The 21188-nt window shown below is 34.7% G+C and carries 28 protein-coding genes and 1 pseudogene; 4 read left to right on the top strand and 25 right to left on the bottom strand.

The features are described from left to right. The coding region (locus tag BUB48_RS04465; RefSeq protein ID WP_139249908.1) for an integrase core domain-containing protein at positions 1 to 254 on the top strand (254 nt) is incomplete at its 5' end. 292 nt (positions 255 to 546) lie between these two features. Here BUB48_RS04465 and BUB48_RS04455 read toward each other — a convergent pair. The 13 genes and pseudogenes from BUB48_RS04455 to BUB48_RS04405 all read right to left on the bottom strand — a co-directional run. Beyond that, positions 547 to 756 (bottom strand): MerR family transcriptional regulator, encoded by a 210-nt coding sequence (locus tag BUB48_RS04455; RefSeq protein ID WP_073024979.1) that lies wholly within the window; start codon positions 754 to 756, stop codon positions 547 to 549. A gap of 3 nt (positions 757 to 759) precedes the next feature. Continuing rightward, positions 760 to 915: a hypothetical protein gene (locus BUB48_RS17985; RefSeq protein WP_175548358.1), complete on the bottom strand. Its 156-nt coding sequence runs from the start codon at positions 913 to 915 to the stop codon at positions 760 to 762. Between the two features lie 284 nt (positions 916 to 1199). Further along, positions 1200 to 1508 (bottom strand): phage holin, LLH family, encoded by a 309-nt coding sequence (locus BUB48_RS04450; RefSeq protein ID WP_084524365.1) that lies wholly within the window; start codon positions 1506 to 1508, stop codon positions 1200 to 1202. Continuing rightward, positions 1505 to 2242: an N-acetylmuramoyl-L-alanine amidase gene (locus BUB48_RS04445; protein WP_073024975.1), complete on the bottom strand. Its 738-nt coding sequence runs from the start codon at positions 2240 to 2242 to the stop codon at positions 1505 to 1507. Before BUB48_RS04445 ends, BUB48_RS04450 begins: the two co-directional genes overlap by 4 nt. Further along, complete coding sequence (locus BUB48_RS18800) at positions 2226 to 2585, bottom strand: phage holin family protein (protein WP_278308943.1); 360 nt, start codon at positions 2583 to 2585, stop codon at positions 2226 to 2228. The genes BUB48_RS04445 and BUB48_RS18800 overlap by 17 nt, the downstream gene beginning before the upstream one ends. A gap of 257 nt (positions 2586 to 2842) precedes the next feature. Beyond that, entirely contained in the window at positions 2843 to 2968 is a 126-nt protein-coding gene (locus tag BUB48_RS17735) for an XkdX family protein (protein ID WP_139249907.1), read from the bottom strand. Next, the gene (locus BUB48_RS04435; RefSeq protein WP_073024971.1) at positions 2968 to 3249 is read right to left on the bottom strand and encodes a hypothetical protein; all 282 of its coding nucleotides are present in this window, start codon (positions 3247 to 3249) and stop codon (positions 2968 to 2970) included. Before BUB48_RS04435 ends, BUB48_RS17735 begins: the two co-directional genes overlap by 1 nt. 11 nt (positions 3250 to 3260) lie before the next feature. After that, positions 3261 to 3830, bottom strand: a complete 570-nt coding sequence (locus BUB48_RS04430) for a hypothetical protein (protein ID WP_073024969.1) — start codon at positions 3828 to 3830, stop codon at positions 3261 to 3263. Beyond that, positions 3830 to 4558: a phage tail protein gene (locus BUB48_RS04425; RefSeq protein WP_073024967.1), complete on the bottom strand. Its 729-nt coding sequence runs from the start codon at positions 4556 to 4558 to the stop codon at positions 3830 to 3832. Before BUB48_RS04425 ends, BUB48_RS04430 begins: the two co-directional genes overlap by 1 nt. Then, positions 4555 to 4794 (bottom strand): hypothetical protein, encoded by a 240-nt coding sequence (locus BUB48_RS04420; RefSeq protein ID WP_073024965.1) that lies wholly within the window; start codon positions 4792 to 4794, stop codon positions 4555 to 4557. The genes BUB48_RS04425 and BUB48_RS04420 overlap by 4 nt, the downstream gene beginning before the upstream one ends. Before the next feature lie 30 nt (positions 4795 to 4824). Further along, the gene (locus BUB48_RS04415; protein WP_073024963.1) at positions 4825 to 5307 is read right to left on the bottom strand and encodes a putative phage tail protein; all 483 of its coding nucleotides are present in this window, start codon (positions 5305 to 5307) and stop codon (positions 4825 to 4827) included. A gap of 25 nt (positions 5308 to 5332) precedes the next feature. Beyond that, positions 5333 to 5653 carry a phage tail fiber protein gene (locus BUB48_RS04410; protein ID WP_073024962.1) on the bottom strand — a complete coding sequence of 107 codons (321 nt, stop codon included), beginning with the start codon at positions 5651 to 5653 and terminating at the stop codon, positions 5333 to 5335. A gap of 167 nt (positions 5654 to 5820) precedes the next feature. Beyond that, positions 5821 to 6144: pseudogene (locus BUB48_RS04405) on the bottom strand (baseplate J/gp47 family protein); the annotation flags it as partial. An 18-nt stretch (positions 6145 to 6162) separates the two neighbouring features. On the opposite strand from BUB48_RS04405, the gene BUB48_RS19055 reads away from it, so the two are divergent. From BUB48_RS19055 to BUB48_RS04395, 3 genes are read left to right on the top strand one after another with little or no spacing between them, the layout of a single operon-like run. Continuing rightward, complete coding sequence (locus tag BUB48_RS19055; protein ID WP_084524362.1) at positions 6163 to 6312, top strand: helix-turn-helix domain-containing protein; 150 nt, start codon at positions 6163 to 6165, stop codon at positions 6310 to 6312. 3 nt (positions 6313 to 6315) lie between these two features. Then, positions 6316 to 6492, top strand: coding sequence for a hypothetical protein (locus BUB48_RS17980; protein WP_175548357.1), 177 nt, complete (start codon positions 6316 to 6318; stop codon positions 6490 to 6492). A gap of 8 nt (positions 6493 to 6500) precedes the next feature. Beyond that, on the top strand, positions 6501 to 6962 hold the full coding sequence (locus tag BUB48_RS04395) for an ImmA/IrrE family metallo-endopeptidase (protein WP_073024958.1): 462 nt from the start codon (positions 6501 to 6503) through the stop codon (positions 6960 to 6962). 206 nt (positions 6963 to 7168) lie between these two features. Here BUB48_RS04395 and BUB48_RS04390 read toward each other — a convergent pair whose 3' ends face one another. From BUB48_RS04390 to der, 12 genes are all read right to left on the bottom strand, one after another. Continuing rightward, on the bottom strand, positions 7169 to 8077 hold the full coding sequence (locus BUB48_RS04390) for a DUF4428 domain-containing protein (RefSeq protein WP_073024957.1): 909 nt from the start codon (positions 8075 to 8077) through the stop codon (positions 7169 to 7171). 26 nt (positions 8078 to 8103) lie between these two features. Further along, positions 8104 to 9786 (bottom strand): DUF2207 family protein, encoded by a 1683-nt coding sequence (locus tag BUB48_RS04385; RefSeq protein WP_073024955.1) that lies wholly within the window; start codon positions 9784 to 9786, stop codon positions 8104 to 8106. Positions 9787 to 9794: 8 nt separating this feature from the next. After that, on the bottom strand, positions 9795 to 10349 hold the full coding sequence (locus BUB48_RS04380; protein WP_073024953.1) for a LemA family protein: 555 nt from the start codon (positions 10347 to 10349) through the stop codon (positions 9795 to 9797). 1009 nt (positions 10350 to 11358) lie between these two features. After that, positions 11359 to 12717, bottom strand: coding sequence for a UDP-glucose dehydrogenase family protein (locus BUB48_RS04375; RefSeq protein ID WP_073024951.1), 1359 nt, complete (start codon positions 12715 to 12717; stop codon positions 11359 to 11361). A gap of 20 nt (positions 12718 to 12737) precedes the next feature. Further along, positions 12738 to 13601 (bottom strand): putative nucleotide-diphospho-sugar transferase, encoded by an 864-nt coding sequence (locus BUB48_RS04370; RefSeq protein WP_175548356.1) that lies wholly within the window; start codon positions 13599 to 13601, stop codon positions 12738 to 12740. Next, a complete protein-coding gene (locus BUB48_RS04365) occupies positions 13585 to 14364 on the bottom strand; it encodes a sugar phosphate nucleotidyltransferase (RefSeq protein ID WP_073024947.1) in 780 nt (259 codons plus the stop codon). The genes BUB48_RS04370 and BUB48_RS04365 overlap by 17 nt, the downstream gene beginning before the upstream one ends. A 37-nt stretch (positions 14365 to 14401) precedes the next feature. Next, a complete protein-coding gene (locus BUB48_RS04360) occupies positions 14402 to 15475 on the bottom strand; it encodes an NAD-dependent epimerase/dehydratase family protein (RefSeq protein WP_207648317.1) in 1074 nt (357 codons plus the stop codon). Between the two features lie 2 nt (positions 15476 to 15477). After that, a complete protein-coding gene (locus BUB48_RS04355; RefSeq protein WP_139249906.1) occupies positions 15478 to 16440 on the bottom strand; it encodes an NAD-dependent epimerase/dehydratase family protein in 963 nt (320 codons plus the stop codon). A 186-nt stretch (positions 16441 to 16626) separates the two neighbouring features. Further along, positions 16627 to 18105, bottom strand: a complete 1479-nt coding sequence (gene spoIVA, locus BUB48_RS04350) for a stage IV sporulation protein A (RefSeq protein WP_073024940.1) — start codon at positions 18103 to 18105, stop codon at positions 16627 to 16629. Between the two features lie 92 nt (positions 18106 to 18197). Beyond that, positions 18198 to 19232, bottom strand: a complete 1035-nt coding sequence (locus tag BUB48_RS04345; protein ID WP_073024931.1) for an NAD(P)H-dependent glycerol-3-phosphate dehydrogenase — start codon at positions 19230 to 19232, stop codon at positions 18198 to 18200. Between the two features lie 11 nt (positions 19233 to 19243). Then, complete coding sequence (gene plsY, locus BUB48_RS04340) at positions 19244 to 19846, bottom strand: glycerol-3-phosphate 1-O-acyltransferase PlsY (RefSeq protein ID WP_073024930.1); 603 nt, start codon at positions 19844 to 19846, stop codon at positions 19244 to 19246. Between the two features lie 17 nt (positions 19847 to 19863). Beyond that, positions 19864 to 21180, bottom strand: a complete 1317-nt coding sequence (der, locus tag BUB48_RS04335) for a ribosome biogenesis GTPase Der (protein ID WP_073024929.1) — start codon at positions 21178 to 21180, stop codon at positions 19864 to 19866. Positions 21181 to 21188 lie beyond the last annotated feature (8 nt).

Genomic DNA, 21188 nt, shown 5'->3' with positions numbered 1-21188 from the left:
AATATATATCAGAAATTAAATTCATTCACTCATTCAGTTCTAAGGGAAATCCCTATGACAATGCCTGTATTGAGTCTTTTCATGCTGCCCTAAAAAAGGAAGAGGTTAACCTAGTAACCTACTACGATTTTAATGCTGCAAGACTGGCAATTTTTGAATACATAGAATCCTGGTACAACAGAAAGAGAATCCATGGTAGCATTGGGTATATTACCCCTCAGCAATGTGAGGATATGGCTAGAAAATCAGCATAGTAAATCCGAGTTTTTGTGTCTAAAATATTGACATAGGTCCACATTTTTATCATAATCATAAGCGTTAAATATATCCATTGTATTTCTCTGAATTGAAATCAATTTTGACATATCATTAAATAATAGGTTTTTAGGATACTTGCATTCGATAAACATTTTGTTAAGTTTTATATTTACTTTATTCATTATTGCACATCCTTACCACCAATTGTATATATTTCAAATTTATTATAATATTTTACATAAGTTTCATAAATCCTCCAAAAAATAAAAAATCAGGGTAGCCTTTCGGTTACCCATTTTTCTTAACTCTCGCTATTATATCGTCTTTCCAAAATAACTTATCATCCGGCATAACCTTTATAGGAGTAAGTTTCCCTCGCTTTATTAAATCAGCTATATTCTGTCGTGTACATCCCATGAGTTTTGCTGCTTCCGTTGTATTTACAGTGTTTTCTTGAATAAACTTTGCTAGATCATCTCTGCTATTGAATGAAAACATTCCCTATTTCCTCCTTGACACTATTATGTTTAATACTAAAGCTAAAGCTAATAGCACAAACTTAATATAGTCCAATACTCCTGGCGCAGCAAAATCTCCATCAATTATCTGCAGAAGTACCAATGCCACCAGTATTATTGTTATAAGATTTCTTTTCATATATTAACGTGGTTGTGATATAATATATTTAGGGTTGGGGAGGTTTCCCTCCCTGGGAGACTTACTTAGAATTTCTGAGTTCTTTAATCAGCTGCCACGCTGTGAGGATTAGAACCAGAATTTCCAGTAAGTCTTTTACTTTTTCAACCACTTTTTCACCTCCTTTCAATTATTATACTAAGATACTTTACTATGGTCAAGTATTTTTAAATATTTTTTCCTTTTTTATAAAAATTTTCCTCGCACCCACAAAAAATAAGGGGCAAGCACTAAAGCCTACCCCTTTATTCCAGAGCCTTTTTAGCTAAATATAGCTCCTGTACCGCTGATTCAATCATAACTTCAAGATCCTGTATACCAATATTTATACCCTTGCTATTCAAATAATCTATTACATATTCCTTCTTAGGTATATTTATCAATCCTGCATCACGCATTTGCTCTGCTGCCTGTACTGCTATTTTTACCAAGTTATAGATATTTCCTCTTTGCTCTTTTGTAGTTTTTTGCTTAATAAAAGGAACTATCAAATATGTTATGATAGCTCCTAGTATTGGAATAATAACCTTTGCAATTATATCTATATTCATCATTTAACCTCCTTTGCAATTCTATCAATCATGGACCAGAATAACCATTGAGGAACATTTTCACCCAAGCTTTTCTTCCATTCCTCAGGATTATTTACAATACCTTTTTTAGCTAGATTATCTATAGATTTTATTCCCATTTCTTCTTTCCATTTCTCTAATGTCATATTAACCACATCCTCTCTCAATGCTTTTATGATTTCTTGAAATTGAAAATTCTGTCCAGGACAATTCGGTTTTCTTATAGGATCTATTTGATAGTGACCTACAATATGGTCTCTATCCAAAGGTATCTCAATGCCATATATCCTTTTAACTTCATTTATAATGTATCTATGCAGCCATATAGTAGCTTCTAATTGAATATCAGTTAATCTTCCTTGTCCTTGTCCTGAAAAGCCTTCATGTTCTATTGATATAGTGTAATAATTAGCATTAGTTTTTCTGAACCTGACTTTTTCAAGTGTAGATTTGCTACAATGGTTGTTCTTACTAATATCAGTAGATGTACCATTAGCCCATGCACTGTCTTTAAGTTCTACTAATTGCACAATCCTCCCGTCTTTAGCCACTACAAAATGAGCAGATGCCTGCGACTTAGGATTGCATAGCCAACTAACTGAACCTTCAAAACTGCCTTCCGTGATATGATTTACTATCATATCAGGCTTCCAACCATTTCGCCCATTATACTTATTGGGAGACAACTTCTTTTCTATTTTAAATTCTTTTTTCATAATCTCCATTTACCTCGCTTTTAGGCTTATCTAATTCTTCTTCATAGGGCTTCATAAGTTCTTTATTTTTCTTTTTTGAAAATAACAAAAGCCAGTGCAGATCAGCACCAGCTTCAATAAGGTTTTCTATATTTGATTGAAACTCTCTCATGAACATTACTGAGTATACAAAGGATGCTAGAAATATACCAGCCTTCTTCAGATATATAACCCTATAGCTTAATCCTGTGAGGATCGCTATAGTCAAGTAAGCTATTATTTTTTTCTCAGTTCCATTCCATAACGATTTAGAAAACAGTTCTTTACTTTTTATGGCCTTTCTATAACCGCCATTTTTAACTATAATACTATACTTTTAGTAACAATATCAAGAAAAGCGGCCGCAAGTACCGCAGCCAAAGATATCATGTAGGCTTTTTACGGAAACATGACATAAGTTATAAAACTAAGTATGGCTCCGATAATGGGCTTCGCTCCAGTAAAAGCTTTGCTTGTAAATTCTTCAATACTTTTTAACAGTTCTACATCCATATCGCACCTCCAAAATAGTAGCAGGGCATAAAAAATACACCCTGCTAAATGTTGTGCTACAATATTTTTCTAAGTAATAATGTATCTATACTCATCTTTGGAAATTCTTTCATCATCAATCATCTGTTGTAACTTTTCTATTGTAACTTTATTAGCATTGTAAAGCCTTTTTAAACTTTCAATCAAAATACTCATTACAACATCCCCCTCTCAATCAGTTCGAGAGTATAATTATCAATAACCTCTGCTATAATATCTGTATTTTCTTGCCTTCTTAATTCTTTTATTCTCTCATCGGCTTGTCTTTTTAATTCTTCATCTAGTTCATAAGTAGCACCGTTCCACCTATACCATCCGCCATTTATTCCCGCAGGCAAGTGTGTTTCTTCTAAATGTACTTCTGTATATCCTTCAAAAGGATATTCTATAGCATCTCTAATAATATTATTTTCATCAATCTTTAAATAAAACGTCAAAATTATCCCTCCTATAAACTTGGTAAATTATATATTTTAGGGAATAAAATCACCTTCCCTACATTTCCTGCTGATATAGTTTCCATAGCAATACCAAATTTCCATTCAGGCGGAGAGTAAGTAAAATATTGATTCTTCTTTGTTATTTTTTGAATAGAATCGTATACGTCTGATTTATAAATTATTATAGATTGAGAAGAGTTACCTATTGCTAAATACGTACCATCAGAAGGACTAAATCTTACACTTGACACAATAGAAGTAGGTAAAGTAAGAGGATTAGCTATTTTCGTAAATGTATCCCCATTTCCTTTATATATAGTTATATACGTTGAATATACGTGCCCTACTGTTAAATAAGTATCGTCTGTACTCCATTCTAAACATCTTACAATTGGCGGTAATATGTCAGGGTCATTAACTTTATTAACCCCGCTTTCCCACAAGCCCATCCTTTTTAGCATAATTGGATCTGCTTTAGTTATGGCTTCATATGCTTTACCTATTGCTTGCTCATTCCAACCGTCAGGAAAATTTACATTACCTCCACCGCCATGTCTAACTAAAATTGCTTCTCCCATTATCTCACCACCTTTATTTGAATTGGAATACTAACAGCAGGCTTTTCTGTAGCGGAAAAAGTTATTGAGTTAGCTGCTGTGACTGCTCTATAAATCTTAGCCCATGTTTCTTGTCTTGCTGTATCGGTTGCATATGTTCCACTCATTGTTACATCTATGATTGGATTATCGGTTTCTAAAATATCACTAATTGTCACTGTTTTTGTATATGGAGCAGATGATCCTGACCAAGATGTATCTAAAGTAACAGTATACGTTGCCTGAACTGCCTTATTATTCCAATTAGTTCTTTCTGCACTGGTTATGTATTTTGTACTATCATTGAGGTGTGAAGTCAATGCATCATTCACAGTTTTAACAGAGTTGGGAGTGGCTGCTGTATCTTTTGAAGTTGATGATACGCTATCAGTTAGCTGTACATGGCCTTTTGCAGAGGTAGACGCACTTTCATTTTTATGTGCATTAAAGTTAGTTTGAACCGTATTAGCTGCTGTGTTAGCTTTTTGCTGTGCTCCAGCAGGTGTTTCTGCTCCTACACCGGATGCAGTCAACTCTACAGCTCCCGTTTTCCCATTTACAGAAGTTACGGGTATTTTTATGTTTCCTACTTTGTTATCTATTTCTTTTAGTTTCTCATCAACAATATCAGCATTTTCATTAAAGTCTTCTATATTCACATAATCTGTAAGCTCTGGTTTCTTTAAGTTATAATTATTTGTGTACTTCATTTACTCACCCCATTTAATGATCTTAAATCATTCCATGTCATATTTAAGCAATCTCCCCAAGTCTTTTGATATACAAACTCCCATGTATTGAAAGTAAATGTATATGTCAGACCTAAGTGTGCAAGTATGATAATATCTAAAGCTTCTTTTAAACCATCCATGTTATTAGGAATCCCTTTAGTGCCTGCAAATTTTATTTTAAAAACTCCTGGAGTATCAGTTTTGTTAATTTCCACTTCACCATTGCTATAAGCACTAGCGACTTCTTATATAGTTTCTTCGGTTGTTTGATCAAATACCGCTCTATACCTTGAAGAAATTTGCTCTCTCCTTTGGTCATATTCTAGGTCCTTCCTAGATTGAATACCTAGATCTCTCTCATATATGTGTAACATTTCTATAGCTGTATCCAGAAGCATATTCCTTCCAACAACATCTATGTCTTGCTCTAATCTTCTCAACTCCTTGTCATAGGCATTTAAGATAGCATCAAATACAATAGATTTCCTCTCATACCAAGGAAGGTACTCAATCATAACGCCTTTATAGTCCCTTATAGATACAACTACATTAACTACCATTTCAGTAATAGTTCTCATTATTGATGGGGAATAATCAACTCTTACTCCTTTTATTTCTACCCCACTATCTGTTTCTATAAATACTAAAACTAATCTTCCCCATTGATACAGACCTATATCATTCCATGTTAGAGTATTTACTTCATCCCATCTACGTTTTATATTCATACTATCACTTAATCCTTATAATCAATTAATTTTTAGGTATTTTATATTGAGATGAAATATCAATGGTTTTAATAAATTCCGCTGGAGCTTTCCGAAGAAGATTGCCTCCTATCTCACTGTCAAATATACTTATATGAGTTATGGGGCCCCAGTTTTCTCCTGCTATTGGGAATAATATATCTGCATTGTTGCTAGCTTGACCTTCATTTGGCTCCGTAAATGTAACCGGTTGTCTCACATAACTTGATGTTTTAACCTCTATTTCCTCATTAAAAAGACCTACAAAAACATTTTGTAGGTTGTCACTCAAAACTTTATTTTTCAAATATGTTGTCATATGGTTCATTAAATCACCCCCATTATAGCAACTTCTTCCTCACCTATAGTTATGTTTGATATATCTCCATTAATTTTTAAATCACTATAATCTAATACACCTTCTGTGCCTAAGATAATACTTCCTATTTGTGCATAGCTTATATAATTTGTTTTAAAATCGATAGATTTCAGGTATTATGTTATATTTTGTCTTATATAATTCTTGACTTGTTGCTCTGTATATCCATCAGTTAAGACTAAATTAACTGAAATATTTAATTCTACAGGTTTAGCCGATACAACTGTAACATCTGCCCCGAAAGGCCTTTCTGCTTCTATGTGGTTAAATACATTATCAATTAGTTCTTGGCTTGCTGGTTTCCCATTAGAATCAATTATTATTACTTTTACTGTGAGTGGACCGTTCCATCTAGGTATTACTCTTACTCCACCTACTCCCACAACTTCTTTAGCCCACTGTTCATAATGATACTTATTCCCTGCTTTTGCTGGTCGTTGTAACTTGTCAAGGAACTAATGGAAACACACAACGAAACAGTATATTCTTTAGCAGAAATAGTGCATTTAAGCCCTGCAACTATTTCAAGATACTCAAATGCAGAAATGGCTCCTAAAATCACTACAATAGAAGTTTTAGCAAATCATTTTAATGTGAACCCAAGTTGACTTATGGGTTATGATGTACCAAAGCAAATGGAATCTAAGGATATAAGCAAAGATGATAAAAAAGAAATCCTTACAAGAGCAGCTCATGCAGTAGGACATGAAGGTCCACTGAGTGAGGATGATATGAATAAAATTGAACTGGCAATAAAAATTGCTTTAGCAAAACATAAAGAACAGTAGGTGATACTATGAGCGCTTACGAAAAGCTATTGGAAGAGTTCAGCCAATATATAATAATTGATGATGCTGCCAATTTACCTTTTAAAGTTAAAGATTTTTATACTAATGAGCATAAATCTAATATAATCCTGTTGAATAAGAATCTCAAAACAACAGCAGAAAGAACTTGTATCTTAGCAGAGGAAATTGGTCATTACTGCACGACTGCAGGTGATATACTAGATCAATCAAAAATCCAAAACAGAAAACAAGAGTATAAAGCTCGTCGTTGGGCTGTTAAAAAGCTTATTAGGGTAGAACAGTTTATAGATGCATTCAATGCCGGAGTAACTAACAAAGCTGAACTAGCAGAGTTTTTGGAAGTAACAGAAGATTTTATAGATACAACATTAGATCATTTTAAAGCAATATATGGCATCTCACACAGTATAGGGGAATACATAATATTTTTTATTTATAAACATTTATAGCACAAGTCAAATATAGATGGCATGGTTAATGTAAACAACCAGAGTAGGCTCTAATAAATAATAAATCCATAGTTTATTGCTTTATCTTGAATAACAGCCGAAAAAGTTAATACATTATTAAAAAGTACCGGCCTGCGCTGGATAGTTTTTTAATCCCATAAGGTTGTCCGGAGCAGACCGTACTTTTCTTTCATATCTGCATTTCATTATATACCCAGCAACTGTTTCTTCTTTGCCTCGAACTCCTGCTGAGAAATTATGCCCTCTTCCATAAGAGCCTTGTACCTCTTAATTTCCTCTATAGGATCTACAGATGGTGCAACAGATTTTTGCACTCCTTGTGCACTGGTGGTACCAAAGGCCACAGATATTTCAACTGTTCCCGGAAAAGCTACTGTCTTGAGTGCTTTAACCAACTTTTCAATTTCCTTAATGCTATCCTGATAGTCTCTGATATAGTCATTTACATTTGGATGTTCATGGGAGAATCGAGGTCCATCCATATCACACTTGATCACTGTCCAGTATGGATGATCTAAATACAGCTCCACGTTAAAAGCCTTGAAGGGTTCCGGAATATCAAAAAGCTGAATAGGTGCTGTCCTGTTTTCTTTACCATCATCCATCTTGTCAATAGCACGAGCCAGCTGTTTGCTCATCATATATTGAGCTATTTGAGGTGCAAGTGCCATAGCCCGTTCCGGTACGGTACTGGTATAACAGCGTATGCCCTCTGACGAACCCTCAAACAGAGGAATATTGTCCTCTTTAATAATGAAGGACTTTAAATGCTTGCCTTCAAAAACGGTTTTATCTGGATTTTTGCTCATGCAAAACAGTTTATTCTGATAATCGAATATGATTTTTGTATCCCAAATGCCAAAGTCAATCTTTTCAGAAACAGCAAACTTGCTTTTTAAATGTTGGTTTTCATCATAAAATGCTAAGTATTCCTTAAATCCTTGCATTGTTAGATTACATTTCTTATCATTATCCATGTCTATTTTGCTGTAACAAGTGTCACATATATACTGGCCCTCAATTTTCGATGGCAAAAACCATGAAATCTTACCTCCACAGATTGGGCAAGGAGGTTTTTTAGAAAATAAGCCCATAATCATTTCCTCCTTTGTTAACATAATTATCTTGTTCCGCCACCGGAACCGCCACCGATAGAACCTCTACCCCCTCCTAAGGAAGTAAATCCTCCACCTCCGCCGCTGCGTTTTTTCTGCTCTCTCCAATTTTCAGCTCTTTTCATATTGTTATATAACAAGTAGTGATAGGAATAAGCCGTATCCAAACTTTGACTGTAATACGTCAATTCCATAGAGATTTCCGGATATAACTCTTTCATTTGTTTTGCCACCTGATCTGCTATACCAAATAGCATAGCATAGGTGAGCAATTCTCTCCAAATGGGTATTTCCTTAATACCTCTCTCAGCAATCAGTGAAAAATCCTCCAGATATCGTTTGAGGCCCATAAGCTCCCCCAGCTCTTTCTCTCCATCCGGTGTCAGATCCTTTAACCTTGCAGGAACATTCCAGCGTTTAAGACACTGCTTTTTACTTAAATAGGCTCTTCCTGCACTATCATGTTTATCTATATATGCGCGAAGCAGTCTGTAATTTTGGTTTGCATAGCATTCCAACTCCTTTGGCTGTAAAATGCCATCAGAACCGGCAGCCCCCTCTAGCACCGTATATAAATACTCATCATATTCATTCATTTTTTCATGGTTGCTGCCCATAAGGCACAGGCTGACAACTTCTTCAGTCTTGCCCAAAAAGCCTACTTGCTGAGTTTCCACTGGCGAGAGACATCCTAGCTGGATCAATCTTAACATACTTGTGGCGAGAATGGCTCCGTCCTCACAAACATCAAACATTCTCCCTAACACATAGGTGGCACTTAGATTGCCCTCGTTAGGAATATCTCTAAAATAACCAAATCTTTCTGATAAATCTTTTTTCTTTTTTTCTTTTCTTTTCTTACTTATTTTTCCAATAAGTATGGTCAACCCTAAGGGAAGTCCTATACATAGCAGCATAGAAATCAATATGGCTAATAGGGATATTCTCCCAGAACTATCGTAATCGCTGCCTAAAAATGCTTCTTCACGCACTTCTTCAAAGCTTCCAGGCTCTTGCCGTAAGGGAGACAGTATTCCCTTTTCCATTGCAAACATTACAGTCACATGATTTTCTGATAATAGGGGCGTATCTGTGCGAGCAACGATACTGCCGTTCTCAAATAACACCTGTCCATCAAAGCCAAAACCCCATATATCCGCATTATCATCAGTAATGGGTGTTCCATCAGCAAGCTGTATTTCAACTGTAACATGGGTAGGAGTTGTGTTCATTTTGTCATTGACAAAACGAAAATTGACACCATCTTTGTCACTGTAACCACCTACCACATTATCCAGCTTATATTCCATGGTATAATGGTTTTCACCGTATTGGCTTATACCGAAACATATTTCATATCCACCGTCTGTTTGGTTGATTCCGCATTTTTTAGATTTTTCTTCAAAGCTCCAGTCAATATTCCAATCCTCTACAGTATCATATGTACCATTCTGGTCTGATACTCTTAGACCGCTGATAGTAAGATAATCAGGTGCGTTCATAGAGATATAGACTTCTGTACCTTCTTCAAAGCTACCTTCCCAGTTTTGGATGATGCCCATAGAACCATCATCGTAAATGATAGCTTGTATATCAATGGTGTCCACATGATTTGCTGCAAAAATAGGGAAAGGCAAGATAAACAGCAAGACAAAGCAAAAAATCAAAACTTTAACTGTTTTTCTCATAGAGCACCTCATTTCATGCTTGGCATATCCGTCTTGGTCGGTTGTTCCTCCAGATAGTCTCTTTGTTTAAATCCTAACATGCTGGCAATTAAGCATGCAGGAAACATTCGAATTTCTCGGTTAAGCTTTGTTACACTGTCGTTGTAGATAAGACGACTTGTTCGTACCATGTTTTCGTAGGTTTCCACTGCATTCATTGTTTTGATATAGGTTTGGTTTGCCTTTAATTCAGGATATTGTTCTGTTACCATAGCAATCCTGCCCAAAGCTTCAGAAATAATTCCTTCCTGGCGTAGAACATCTTCCGGCGTAGATTTTGCCGTAATAACGCTTCTTCTCGATTTAATGGTCTCAATCAATGTTTCACTTTCGTGTTTTGCATAGCCCTTTGTCAAATCCAAAAGAGCCGTTAATGCATCAAAACGGCTTGATAGCTGCACTCCAATTTGGCTCATGGAATTGCTTACATTCTCATCAAGAGCTACCAGTTTACGTTGCGTAGAAATTACCCATAGAGCAATTACCACAACAATTACGATAATTGCAATAAAAATTGGCAACATAATATAATCCTCCTCTTAAATTTTTTGTCAGGTAGGCTAAGTTTGCTTACCTGTCCATTTTATTTCTTATATAGCTGGAAATCAAGCCACAACTTCATTTTCAGTTTTTATGCCTATGGTGACAAAGTAATACTATTGCTGATCTCGCTGATCATTTATGGTAAGACAAACTCATTATCGGCACTGTGTATAAATGTAATCACATATTGTTCTGTCATGTCACCATTGTAAAGTTTTACCACTTGAACCATTTAATCTATGCTATCTTCATTTTTCTATAAAAATCATATCAACATACCGTATTGCTATTCATATTGACATCACTTTCAAAAGCAGCTAATTCTATGTCAGTGTAAGTGGAACAATAGACTTCCTCAATATACTTCTTTTACTATATTCTCATCCCATATACTTCTTTTACTATATTCTCATCCCATTCATAAACCTCTAAGTCATTTTTCATGGCAGGTATAACGACGATAGAAGAATCAGATCCAGCTAATATATAATTCCATGTTGCTCTGCAACGACACTGAAAACATACGGAACATCCATAATGATATAAGCAAAACTTGTAGAAACAAAACCTGCTTCTAAAACTGTTCCGATATTGCTTGATTCTCCAAATCTCATTATGTAAGACTGACTGCATCTTCACCGACGCAAACTGCTAGGTTCATTGTAATAAAGAGTACTGATACTTTTTCATATTATTTCCCCCGTTCATTAATGTCTACTGTACAAGTAACCTTTCCCTGTATTAAATCTATCACAAACTCAATTTAAAAACTGCCCGCTGAATGAAATGAGGTTTTTTTGACATGAAATATAGTTTTTCATTATTCGATGAGGTAATTTCACATTTAACTTTACTTTTGTAAGCTATTTTTGAAAGCTATTAAATGGAATAATAAATAAAAATCTAGTAGAAAAATCATATTCTACTAGATTTAGTAACCTCGATGCAATTAACACATTGTAATAGAATTATTAAAAATAATATACTAAATTATAACCTTCTCCATCCTATTCCAGCATATTTTATATCATTTGCTCTTAAGTTCTTCTCGTGAAACATTCTGCATCCATCAATTATTACAGGATTTTTCATTAATTTTGTAAACACATCAATATTGATATTTAAAATTGAATCCCAGTCTGTCATTATTACAGCTGCATTTGCATTATGCAAAGCACTTTCATAATCATTGTAGAACTCTAAATTTTTTTGCTCTCCTAACTCTTTTTTTGCATTTTCAACAGCCACAGGATCATAACACTTTAATACTGCATCTTCTTCCATAAGTTTCCTAATGAGTTTAATTGATTGAGACTCTCTTATGTCATCAGTCCCCTCTTTGAAAGCTAATCCCAGCACGGCTATTGTTTTATCTTTGATATCTCCAATCTCATTCTTGAGCTTCAATATTATTCTTTCTGCCTGAGATTCATTTACTTCAATTACAGACTTTAATATCTTAGGCATATAACCTAATTTTTCAGAAAATGTAATCAGAGATTTAACATCCTTAGGGAAACAACTTCCTCCAAAACCACGACCTGGCTTTAGATATTTTATTATATCAGGTCTAATGTTTCTCCCCTCAATATTCATAGATAGACGCCTGTCCATATGGACTCCTTCTAGTACTTCTACAGCATCAATATCCTCAATTTCCTCAGAAATTGCTGCAATTTCATTGGAAAAAGAAATCAAAGTTGCCAGTAAAGCATTGGAAGTATATTTTACCATTTCAGCTGTTCTAGGATTTGTCTTAACAATAGGCGCATCAAAGTAACCTTTATATATTTTACTGAAAACATCAAAACTTTTATCATCCATGGCACCTATTACTATCCTGTCCGGATTCATAAAATCTTCAACAGCATTTCCTTCCCTTAAAAATTCCGGATTCATCACAAGTCCAAAGTCACCCAATCTTTTTCCAGATGCTACTTCTAAAATTCTCATGACCACAGTATCTGTAGTTGTAGGTACTACAGTACTCTTTACACAAACTACATGATAATCTTCTTTCTCTTTTAAAATCATTCCTATATCATAGGCCACTTCCTTTACATATTCTAAATCTATTTTCCCCTCTGAAAATGGAGTGCCTACTGCTATTATCGATACCTCTGAATTTTCGACTGCATATTTTATATCCGAGGTAGCTTTCAATTTACATCCTACAACCTCCAAAAGAAGCTCTTCCAGATGATTTTCAAAAATAGGCGATCTACCACTGTTAATACTATTTACAATGTTGTCTACTCTGTCAACACAAATAACATTGTGACCTTTTTTTGCTAGACATGCTCCTGTAACCAATCCAACATAACCAGTTCCAATAATTGATATATTCATGTCATTACCCCTGTCTTCTATTATTTAAAAATATTATCAGTAAAACCTGGTGACACATTTTCAATCTCTTCAATCTTTTTTCTCAACACATTTATATAGTGTCCATATACATAACCCTTTGGCTCAAATTGCCAAAGCATTATATAATCTGTTTTGTTTATCATTCTAAGTCCACTGAAGTGATAGAATACCATTCGAACGTTATCTACATATACTCTGTCATCATAAGTTTTAATCTGATATAGATGCTCGTTCCATGATGCTACATTAAATCCAGGATGTTCAAGATAATAAATGTTTCTGTAATGTTTCTTCAGCCTATCAAGATGACCTTGATCGCCAAAGTTTCCATTATCAAAATAGTCATAACACCAGTTAAAACATTGCCTCTTCCACCATTTAAGAGCCTCCAACCCAATTTTATCTCTTTTAAAACATACAAATCCTCCATTTATATTTTTTGAGCTTCTGTGTGTAGTAACTATCACTGACCATTTTTTAATTCTATTGATAATGCTTAATGGATCTGAAAAGAAGTATATATCACTATCAACGTATAGTATTTTTTTGATTTTAGAATGTTTCTTAAATATATATTCAATTACAACTGGTTTTATAGTCCAACAATATTCATATATTTTCCTCTCTTTTCTAAGGTTAATTAAGGTTTTATCTTCAAGCTTTGAAAAATCTATTATAACAGCTTTTGAAATGCCCATTTTTTTGAGCAGATCATAGGATTCTCTATCCACACAAAATACAAATAAATGTGCCGCCATCCTGTTTTTTATTATCGATTCATAAAGTGCCAAAAACTGATGAATTCTTAATTTTGATATAATAGTACATAAAGCAATATCCATAATCTCAGTCCTTATTTTCATATATTCTTTTCTTAATAAAATCCCAGTTCTCATTAAGCTCAATATAATCCTTGTATGTGTCTATTGCAGCCCAAAAACCCTGGTGTAAATATACTGCCAATTGCTTATCCTCCACAAGCTTTTCCAAAGGTTCCTTCTCAAATACACAGTTGCCTTTTTCATCATCAATATATTTGAATATCTCCTTATGCATAACAAAAAAACCACCATTTATTATCTGATCTGTTTCCGGTTTTTCCACGAATTTTTCAGCTATACCATTTGATATTTTCAAGATTCCATATTGACTTTTGGCTTTTACACCTGTCATAGTCGCAATCTTTCCCTTTTCCCTGTGGAATTCCAATAGTTTTTGTATGTTTATATCTGCCAGCCCATCTCCGTATGTGAGCATGAATTCATCATCTTCAATGTATGGTTCAATCTTTTTTATCCTGCTGCCTGTCATTGATTCCTCCCCGGCATCTATAAAGGTTATTCTCCATTTGTTGGAACCTCTCAAAAAAGTAATTTTAAAATCACCTTCTCTGTTATCAATAATCATATCATAATTCATCCACGGACTATTGATAAAATACTCTTTTATCTTTTGCCCTTTATAGCCTATAGGTAGTATGAAATCATTAAAACCATGATGATAATATATATTCATTATATGCCATACCATAGGACGGCCATCTATAATTATCAAGGGCTTAGGAATATCTTCAGTTATTTCTCTGATTCTGGTTCCCTTTCCCCCGCAAAGAATGACTACCTTCATACGTTCACCTCCTGTAGACAACTTCCTCTAATACATATTAGTACAAAGTCATCTTATATGTGTCACTATACCAGGCTAAAAGCCTCTTTAAGCCTGTCTCCAAATTTACAGAAGGATTATAGTTTAAAAGATTTCTTGCCTTCCTTAGATCAGGACATCTTCTTCGCGGATTGTCTATAAGATAATCCTTATCATTGCTTTTATCATATATAATTGTTGTGTTTCCAACAACTTCAGCAACTTTTTCTGCCAATTGCTTCATGCTTATTTCTTGTTCATCATTTCCTATATTAAAAGCCTCTCCATTATACTCGGACATCAGGACTTTGATAAAACCTGTAACAGCATCACTTATATAGCAAAAGCTTCTTGTCGGTCTTCCATCGCTTAAAATTTCTATTTTTTTGTCATATAGGGCTCCTTTAAAGAAATCAGATATAACTCTCTTATCATCAATTCTCAAACCTGGACCATAAACATTAAATGGTCGTACTATCTTTATTGGAACATCATACTGTTTCCAATAATTAATGCATAGGGTTTCACCCAACCGTTTTGACTCATCATAACAAGCTCTTGGTCCAACACATGACACATTGCCATTATAAGCTTCATCTGTAGGTATATTTGCTGAATCCGGATCTCCGTAAATTTCACTGCTGGAAAGGTAAAGCATGCTTTTAATGCTCTTTGATTTTGCAATGTCAAGGAGATTTTTTAATCCCCATACATTGGCTTCTATGGTCTCAATGGGATATTTCCTATAAAAGCTCGGGGAAGCAATGCTAGCAGCATGGACAATATAATCCACATCATGTGTAATTTCTATTGGTTTCGATATATCCTTATCTAAAAACAGAAAATTATCATTGTCAGTTAAATGCATAATCCTGTTTATGGAGCTGGTCCTATAGTTGTCTATGCAAATAACTTTATCAGGTGTAGAAAAAACATACTTGTTACAATAATCAATAAAATCAAGAAAATAGGATCCTATAAATCCTCCACTTCCGGTAATAATCCATGTGCGACCACCTTTATCACCTATACAGTTCTTTGTGTTTATATATATTTTTTCAATATCTTTATATATGACTTCTAAACTTTTCAAAACTATCTACCTCTTACATCATAATAATGATAATTATTTTTATACCAATCAATGGTTCTCTCAATACCTTCTTCAAGGGATATTGCAGGGTACCAGTTTAGAACTTCCTTGATTTTTCTAATATCAACCTGTGGATTCCATAAATCATTCTTTCTGTATTCCAATGCACCATAGTTTAATTTTGCATCCATATCTATTTTTTCAGCTATTAATTCTACATAGTGCTTTAAAGGCAATGCTATACCACTACCTATATTGAGAGTCATACCTCGAGTTTCTCTTGTCATTGCTGCCGTCAGAAATCCATCTACTATATTCTCCACATAACAGTAATCTCTTTTTTGTAGACAGGTAGTCAGGTTTACTTCTTTATGATTGAGAATAGATAATATGACTTGTGTGAATAATTTGTGACTTCCTTCTTTCTCTCCAAAGATTCCAAAAGGTATGATAGTTGTCACGTCTATATCCATATCAGCCGCTATTTGATGTGCCAATATCGTTGAGGCTGCTTTTGTACTGCCATAAATATTATTAGGCGTATAATTTGAGTTTTCATCAATCAAAACTTCCTTGTTGCCATACTGCATACTTGTGCCGGTATTCATAAACTTCTCACAGCCTGTTTTACTCAATGCATGAAGTAAGTTGACTGTACCAAGTATGTTTATGTCTATAGCTTGATACATATGATTTTTTGATGAATCAACTCCATATGCCGCCATATGGAACACTATTTCTGGCTTAATTTTTCTTATGCAATTGCACACAGCATAAGAATCTCTTATATCTGCATAGTATATATCAAAATTGCCCAGTTGATCTTCTATCCTCCACAAGTCAGAGCCTTCACGCACGATGACAGACAAATCTGACTTTTGCTCTATCATCCTATCTAAAATATGAGAACCTAAGAATCCATTGGCTCCGGTTATTAGAACTTTTTTACCGTCAAAAGAACCCAAAACATTCTCCCTCCAATATATAATTTTTTCAGTTCTAATTACTCAGGTATTGCAATCATATGACATAAACTGGATTGTGTTACCATGAAGCTACTCTATTTTCACTCCCCTTGTTAAAATATGGGACATTGCCATAAGTTGTTACAAAAAACAAAAAGCTCGAAATCGAGCTTTTTAATTAAGTAATTATATAATTATACATATTATGCTTCCTTTGGTGTCATTCACTATTTTTTCCAAAGTCAATTGCATCTTTCCTTGAATATCATCTGGCATTTTATATAATTTGCTTTGAAGTTCTTCTTTTACCATATCATACAATGGTTTACCAAACACATTAGTTTCCCATATTCTTTCCGGATTGCTTTCAAACTCATCCATGAAATATCTAATGAATTCTTCACTTTGCTTTTCTGTGCCTACTATAGGAGATACCTCTGTCTCAATATTTGTTTTTATTATATGCAATGATGGTGCGCTGGCACGAAGTCTTACTCCAAATCTACCTCCATGCTTTACAATCTCAGGTTCTTCAAGTTTTATCTCATCTACAGAAGGAGCTACAACTCCATAGCCGACTTCTTTTACATCCTTTATAGCATCCTTAATTTTATCATATTCTTTCTTTGCATTTGATAGATCTCTCATTAAGGAAACAAGCTGATAGTCTCCTTCTATACTATATCCGGATACCTCTCCTAATATGCGGTAGAATAACCCCTCCTTAAGATTAAGCCTAACATCTATCGTTCCCCTTGCAAGATCCATATCTCTGATACTAGCGCTTTCCAAATTATCAACAACAGATAGGCTTTCTGTAGAAGAAGCAACTTCTCTGATTCTATAAATATCTTTTGTACTGTTTAGTATTCCATCTATTATCTCCTTTTTCAACCAGTGATCATTTTCTAAGGAATCTATCCATCTTGGCATATGATAATTCAATTCCCTTATCGGGAATTCAAACAATACCTTTGATAGAATATTATCTACATCTCTCATTTCCATGTTGAGACAATCAACCAGCAACACAGGCATCTCATATTTAACCTCTAATGATTCTCTTAACTCCTCAGCTTCCTGGCTATCTGGCTTTGCAGAGTTCAGTATTATCACAAAAGGCTTATTAATTTGCTTAAGTTCATTTATTACTCTTTCTTCAGCCTGTATGTAATTCCTTCTCGGGATATCCGTTATGGTTCCATCGGTAGTAACTACTAATCCAATAGTAGAATGATCATTTATTACTTTTTTGGTTCCTATTTCAGCTGCATCCTCAAATGGAATTACATTATCAAACCATGGCGTATTGACCATTCTTGGATTACCATCTTCCATGTGTCCTATGGCACCTTCAATAAGGTATCCTACACAATCAACAAGTCTTACTTTAAATTTGGCATTGCCTTCAAGAGTCATTTCAACAGCTTCGTTTGGTACAAACTTGGGCTCGGTGGTCATTATTGTCCTTCCATTAGCACTTTGGGGCAACTCATCCTTTGTTCTATCTCTTTTGTATTCATTTTCAATATTTGGTATAACAAGCAAATCCATAAATCTTTTAATAAAGGTTGATTTGCCTGTACGCACTGGCCCTACTACACCTATGTATATGCTTCCTTCTGTTCTCTCGGCAATATTCCGATATAAATCAAATTCCTCCACGATTTTACCCCCTCTCAAAGGATTATAACCATCAAATATTGCATTATATATATATGTAAAGTAGATAAGAATATTACAAAAAAAGATGCCTGTTAAGCATCTTTCCAAACTATTGGTTCTTTTTCCATCAAATCTTCCATTTCATGAGTTTTATTCCTTGTCATTAACTTCATTACTGATTCTTTTACATTAAACCCTTGGAATAAAACACCGTAAATTTCTTGAGTTATTGGCATTTCAATATTCAGCTTTTTTGATAGTTGATATGCAGACTTACTGGTTCGCACTCCTTCAACGACCATTTTTGTTGAGTTCAATACCTCTTCTACGGACTTTCCCTGTCCTATTGCTATTCCAGCCCTCCTGTTTCTACTGTGTATACTGGTACAAGTTACAAATAAGTCTCCAACTCCAGATAATCCGTTAAATGTGCTTTGTCGTGCTCCCATGGCTACACCAAGCCGTGCAATCTCAACTATGCCCCTTGTCATAAGAGCCGTTTTTGTATTGTCTCCATAACCTAATCCGTCTGAGATACCTGCCCCAAGAGCTATTATATTTTTTAAAGCTCCTCCAATTTCAACACCAACTATATCAGGATTTATGTATACTCTAAACCAAGGAGTCATAAAAGTATCCTGTATAAACTCAGCTACCCTTTTATACTTAGAAGATACTACTGTAGCAGATGGCATGTTTCTTGCAACTTCTTCTGCATGATTAGGTCCCGATAATACTGCAATCGGATTATATGGAAGATATTCCTCTATTATCTGTGACATCCTGCACAAACTGTCGTTTTCTATTCCTTTGGCAAGATTGACTATATATTGGTCGTCGTTTATATACTTTTTTATGTTCTGAACAGTATCCCTCACCGCATGGGATGGAGTCCCTAATACAATAATATCCGCTTCTTTGCAGCAATATTCCAAATCATTAGATACCTTAATATTACTTGGAAGTTTAACACCAGGTAAATATGTGGTATTTTCTCTTTTTCCCATCATGATTTCCAATAATTCTTTATTTCTTACCCACAACTTCACATCCAATCCTTTATTAGCAAGGGAAATGGCATTTGCTGTGCCCCAGCTTCCAGAACCTATTATAGAAATCTTGCTCAATTCTACCCCTCCTAGATTTTCTTTGCTTTATCTCCTATCTTGGACTCAGTACCATTTAAGAGTTTTATGATGTTTGATTTATGCCTATATATTGCCATAGCCGATAGCAAGAAGCTGAAAACAACCAGATTAATCGGCTGTCCTGATATTAGCATTAGAAGAGGGAATATTATCATACCCAATATGGAAGCCAAGGATACATATTTTGTAATTATAATTATTACAATACCTATAGGTACTATAACAGCCACCATCAATGGGTTAATAGCACTCATGACTCCTATGGTTGTGGCTATTCCTTTGCCACCCTTAAAACCCAAAAATACTGGCCAGTTATGCCCTACTACCACAAAAATACCCGCTGCTACTTGCCCATTTTCTCCTCCAATTAAGTTCCCTATTACTACAGCAATGGCACCCTTCAGTGCATCCCCTAAAAAGGCAAAAAATCCTGCCTTTGGACCTAAAGTTCTTAAAACATTGGTTGCTCCAGCATTACCGCTACCATACTTCCTTATATCAATTCCTTTGGAACATTTGGCAATCATATAGGATACGGAGATATTTCCCAAGAAATAAGCTATTATACTTATGATTATTATTTTTGTGGTCATTTAATAATATCCCCCTATTACTTGCTTTTTCCTTTAATTAAAAATCTAATTGGTGTTCCCTGGAAACCAAAGGATTTTCTTATTTGATTCTCCAAATACCTCTCATAAGAAAAATGCATAAGCTCAGGGTCATTGACAAATATAGCAAATGTAGGAGGCTTTACAGATACCTGAGTGCTATAGAGTATATTCAATCTTCTTCCTCCCGATACAGATGGTTGATTCATCAATACTGCCTCATTTATTACATCATTAAGCAATCCTGTTTGTACTCTCATTGCATGTTGATTTGAAACAAAATCCACCATCTCCAATATTTTTGAAATACGTTGACCGGTAAGAGCAGAAACAAACATTATAGGCGCATAGCTCATAAAGGATAATTCTTTTAATATATTCTCTTTATATCTATTCATGGTCTTATCATCTTTTTCTACTAGATCCCATTTATTTACTACAATGATTGCTCCTCTTCCTTGCTCGTGCATGTATCCTGCTATCTTGCTATCCTGTTCTGTCACGCCGGTCTCTCCGTCAATTACCAATATACAAACATCTGACCTTTCAATCGCCGTAAGAGATCTTATAACGCTGTATCTTTCAATGGATTCATTGATCTTTCCTTTTTTTCTCATGCCCGCAGTATCAATTAAAACATATTTTTGACCTCCTGCTTCAAAAGGAGTATCTATGGCATCTCTTGTAGTACCTGGAATATTGCTAACTATAACTCTTTCTTCTCCTAAAATTTTATTTATTATAGATGATTTTCCTACATTAGGTCTGCCCACTAATGCTACCTTTATTGTAAAATCATCATATTCTTCTTCACCCTCATGTGGAAAAAGTTTTACCACTTCATCCAGCAAATCTCCCAAGCCTAATGCCTGACCTGCAGAAATACCTATAGGTTCACCAATGCCTAAATTATAAAACTCATATATATTATCCTTATACTTTTGTGAATCGATTTTATTACATGCCAAAATAACTTTCTTGCTTGTCTTTCTCAACATATTGGCTACTTCTTGGTCAGTAGCTGTTACGCCTTCTTGCCCATCCACCACAAATATAATTACATTTGCGGTTTCTATCGCTATCTCAGCCTGCCTTTTCATCTGCTGCATAATAATATCCTGGGCATAAGGCTCCAATCCTCCTGTATCAATCATAATAAATTTTCTTCCCAGCCACTCTGCTTCTGCATATATTCTATCTCTTGTAACTCCTGGAACATCTTCCACTATGGATATTCTCTTGCCTGCTATTCTATTGAAAAGTGTTGATTTACCTACATTGGGCCTTCCTACAATAGCCACAACAGGTTTTGCCATTATAAAAC

The organism is Lutispora thermophila DSM 19022, from assembly GCF_900142105.1.
Lineage (GTDB): Bacteria > Bacillota > Clostridia > Lutisporales > Lutisporaceae > Lutispora > Lutispora thermophila.
This window is presented reverse-complemented; position numbering and strand designations above follow the sequence as displayed.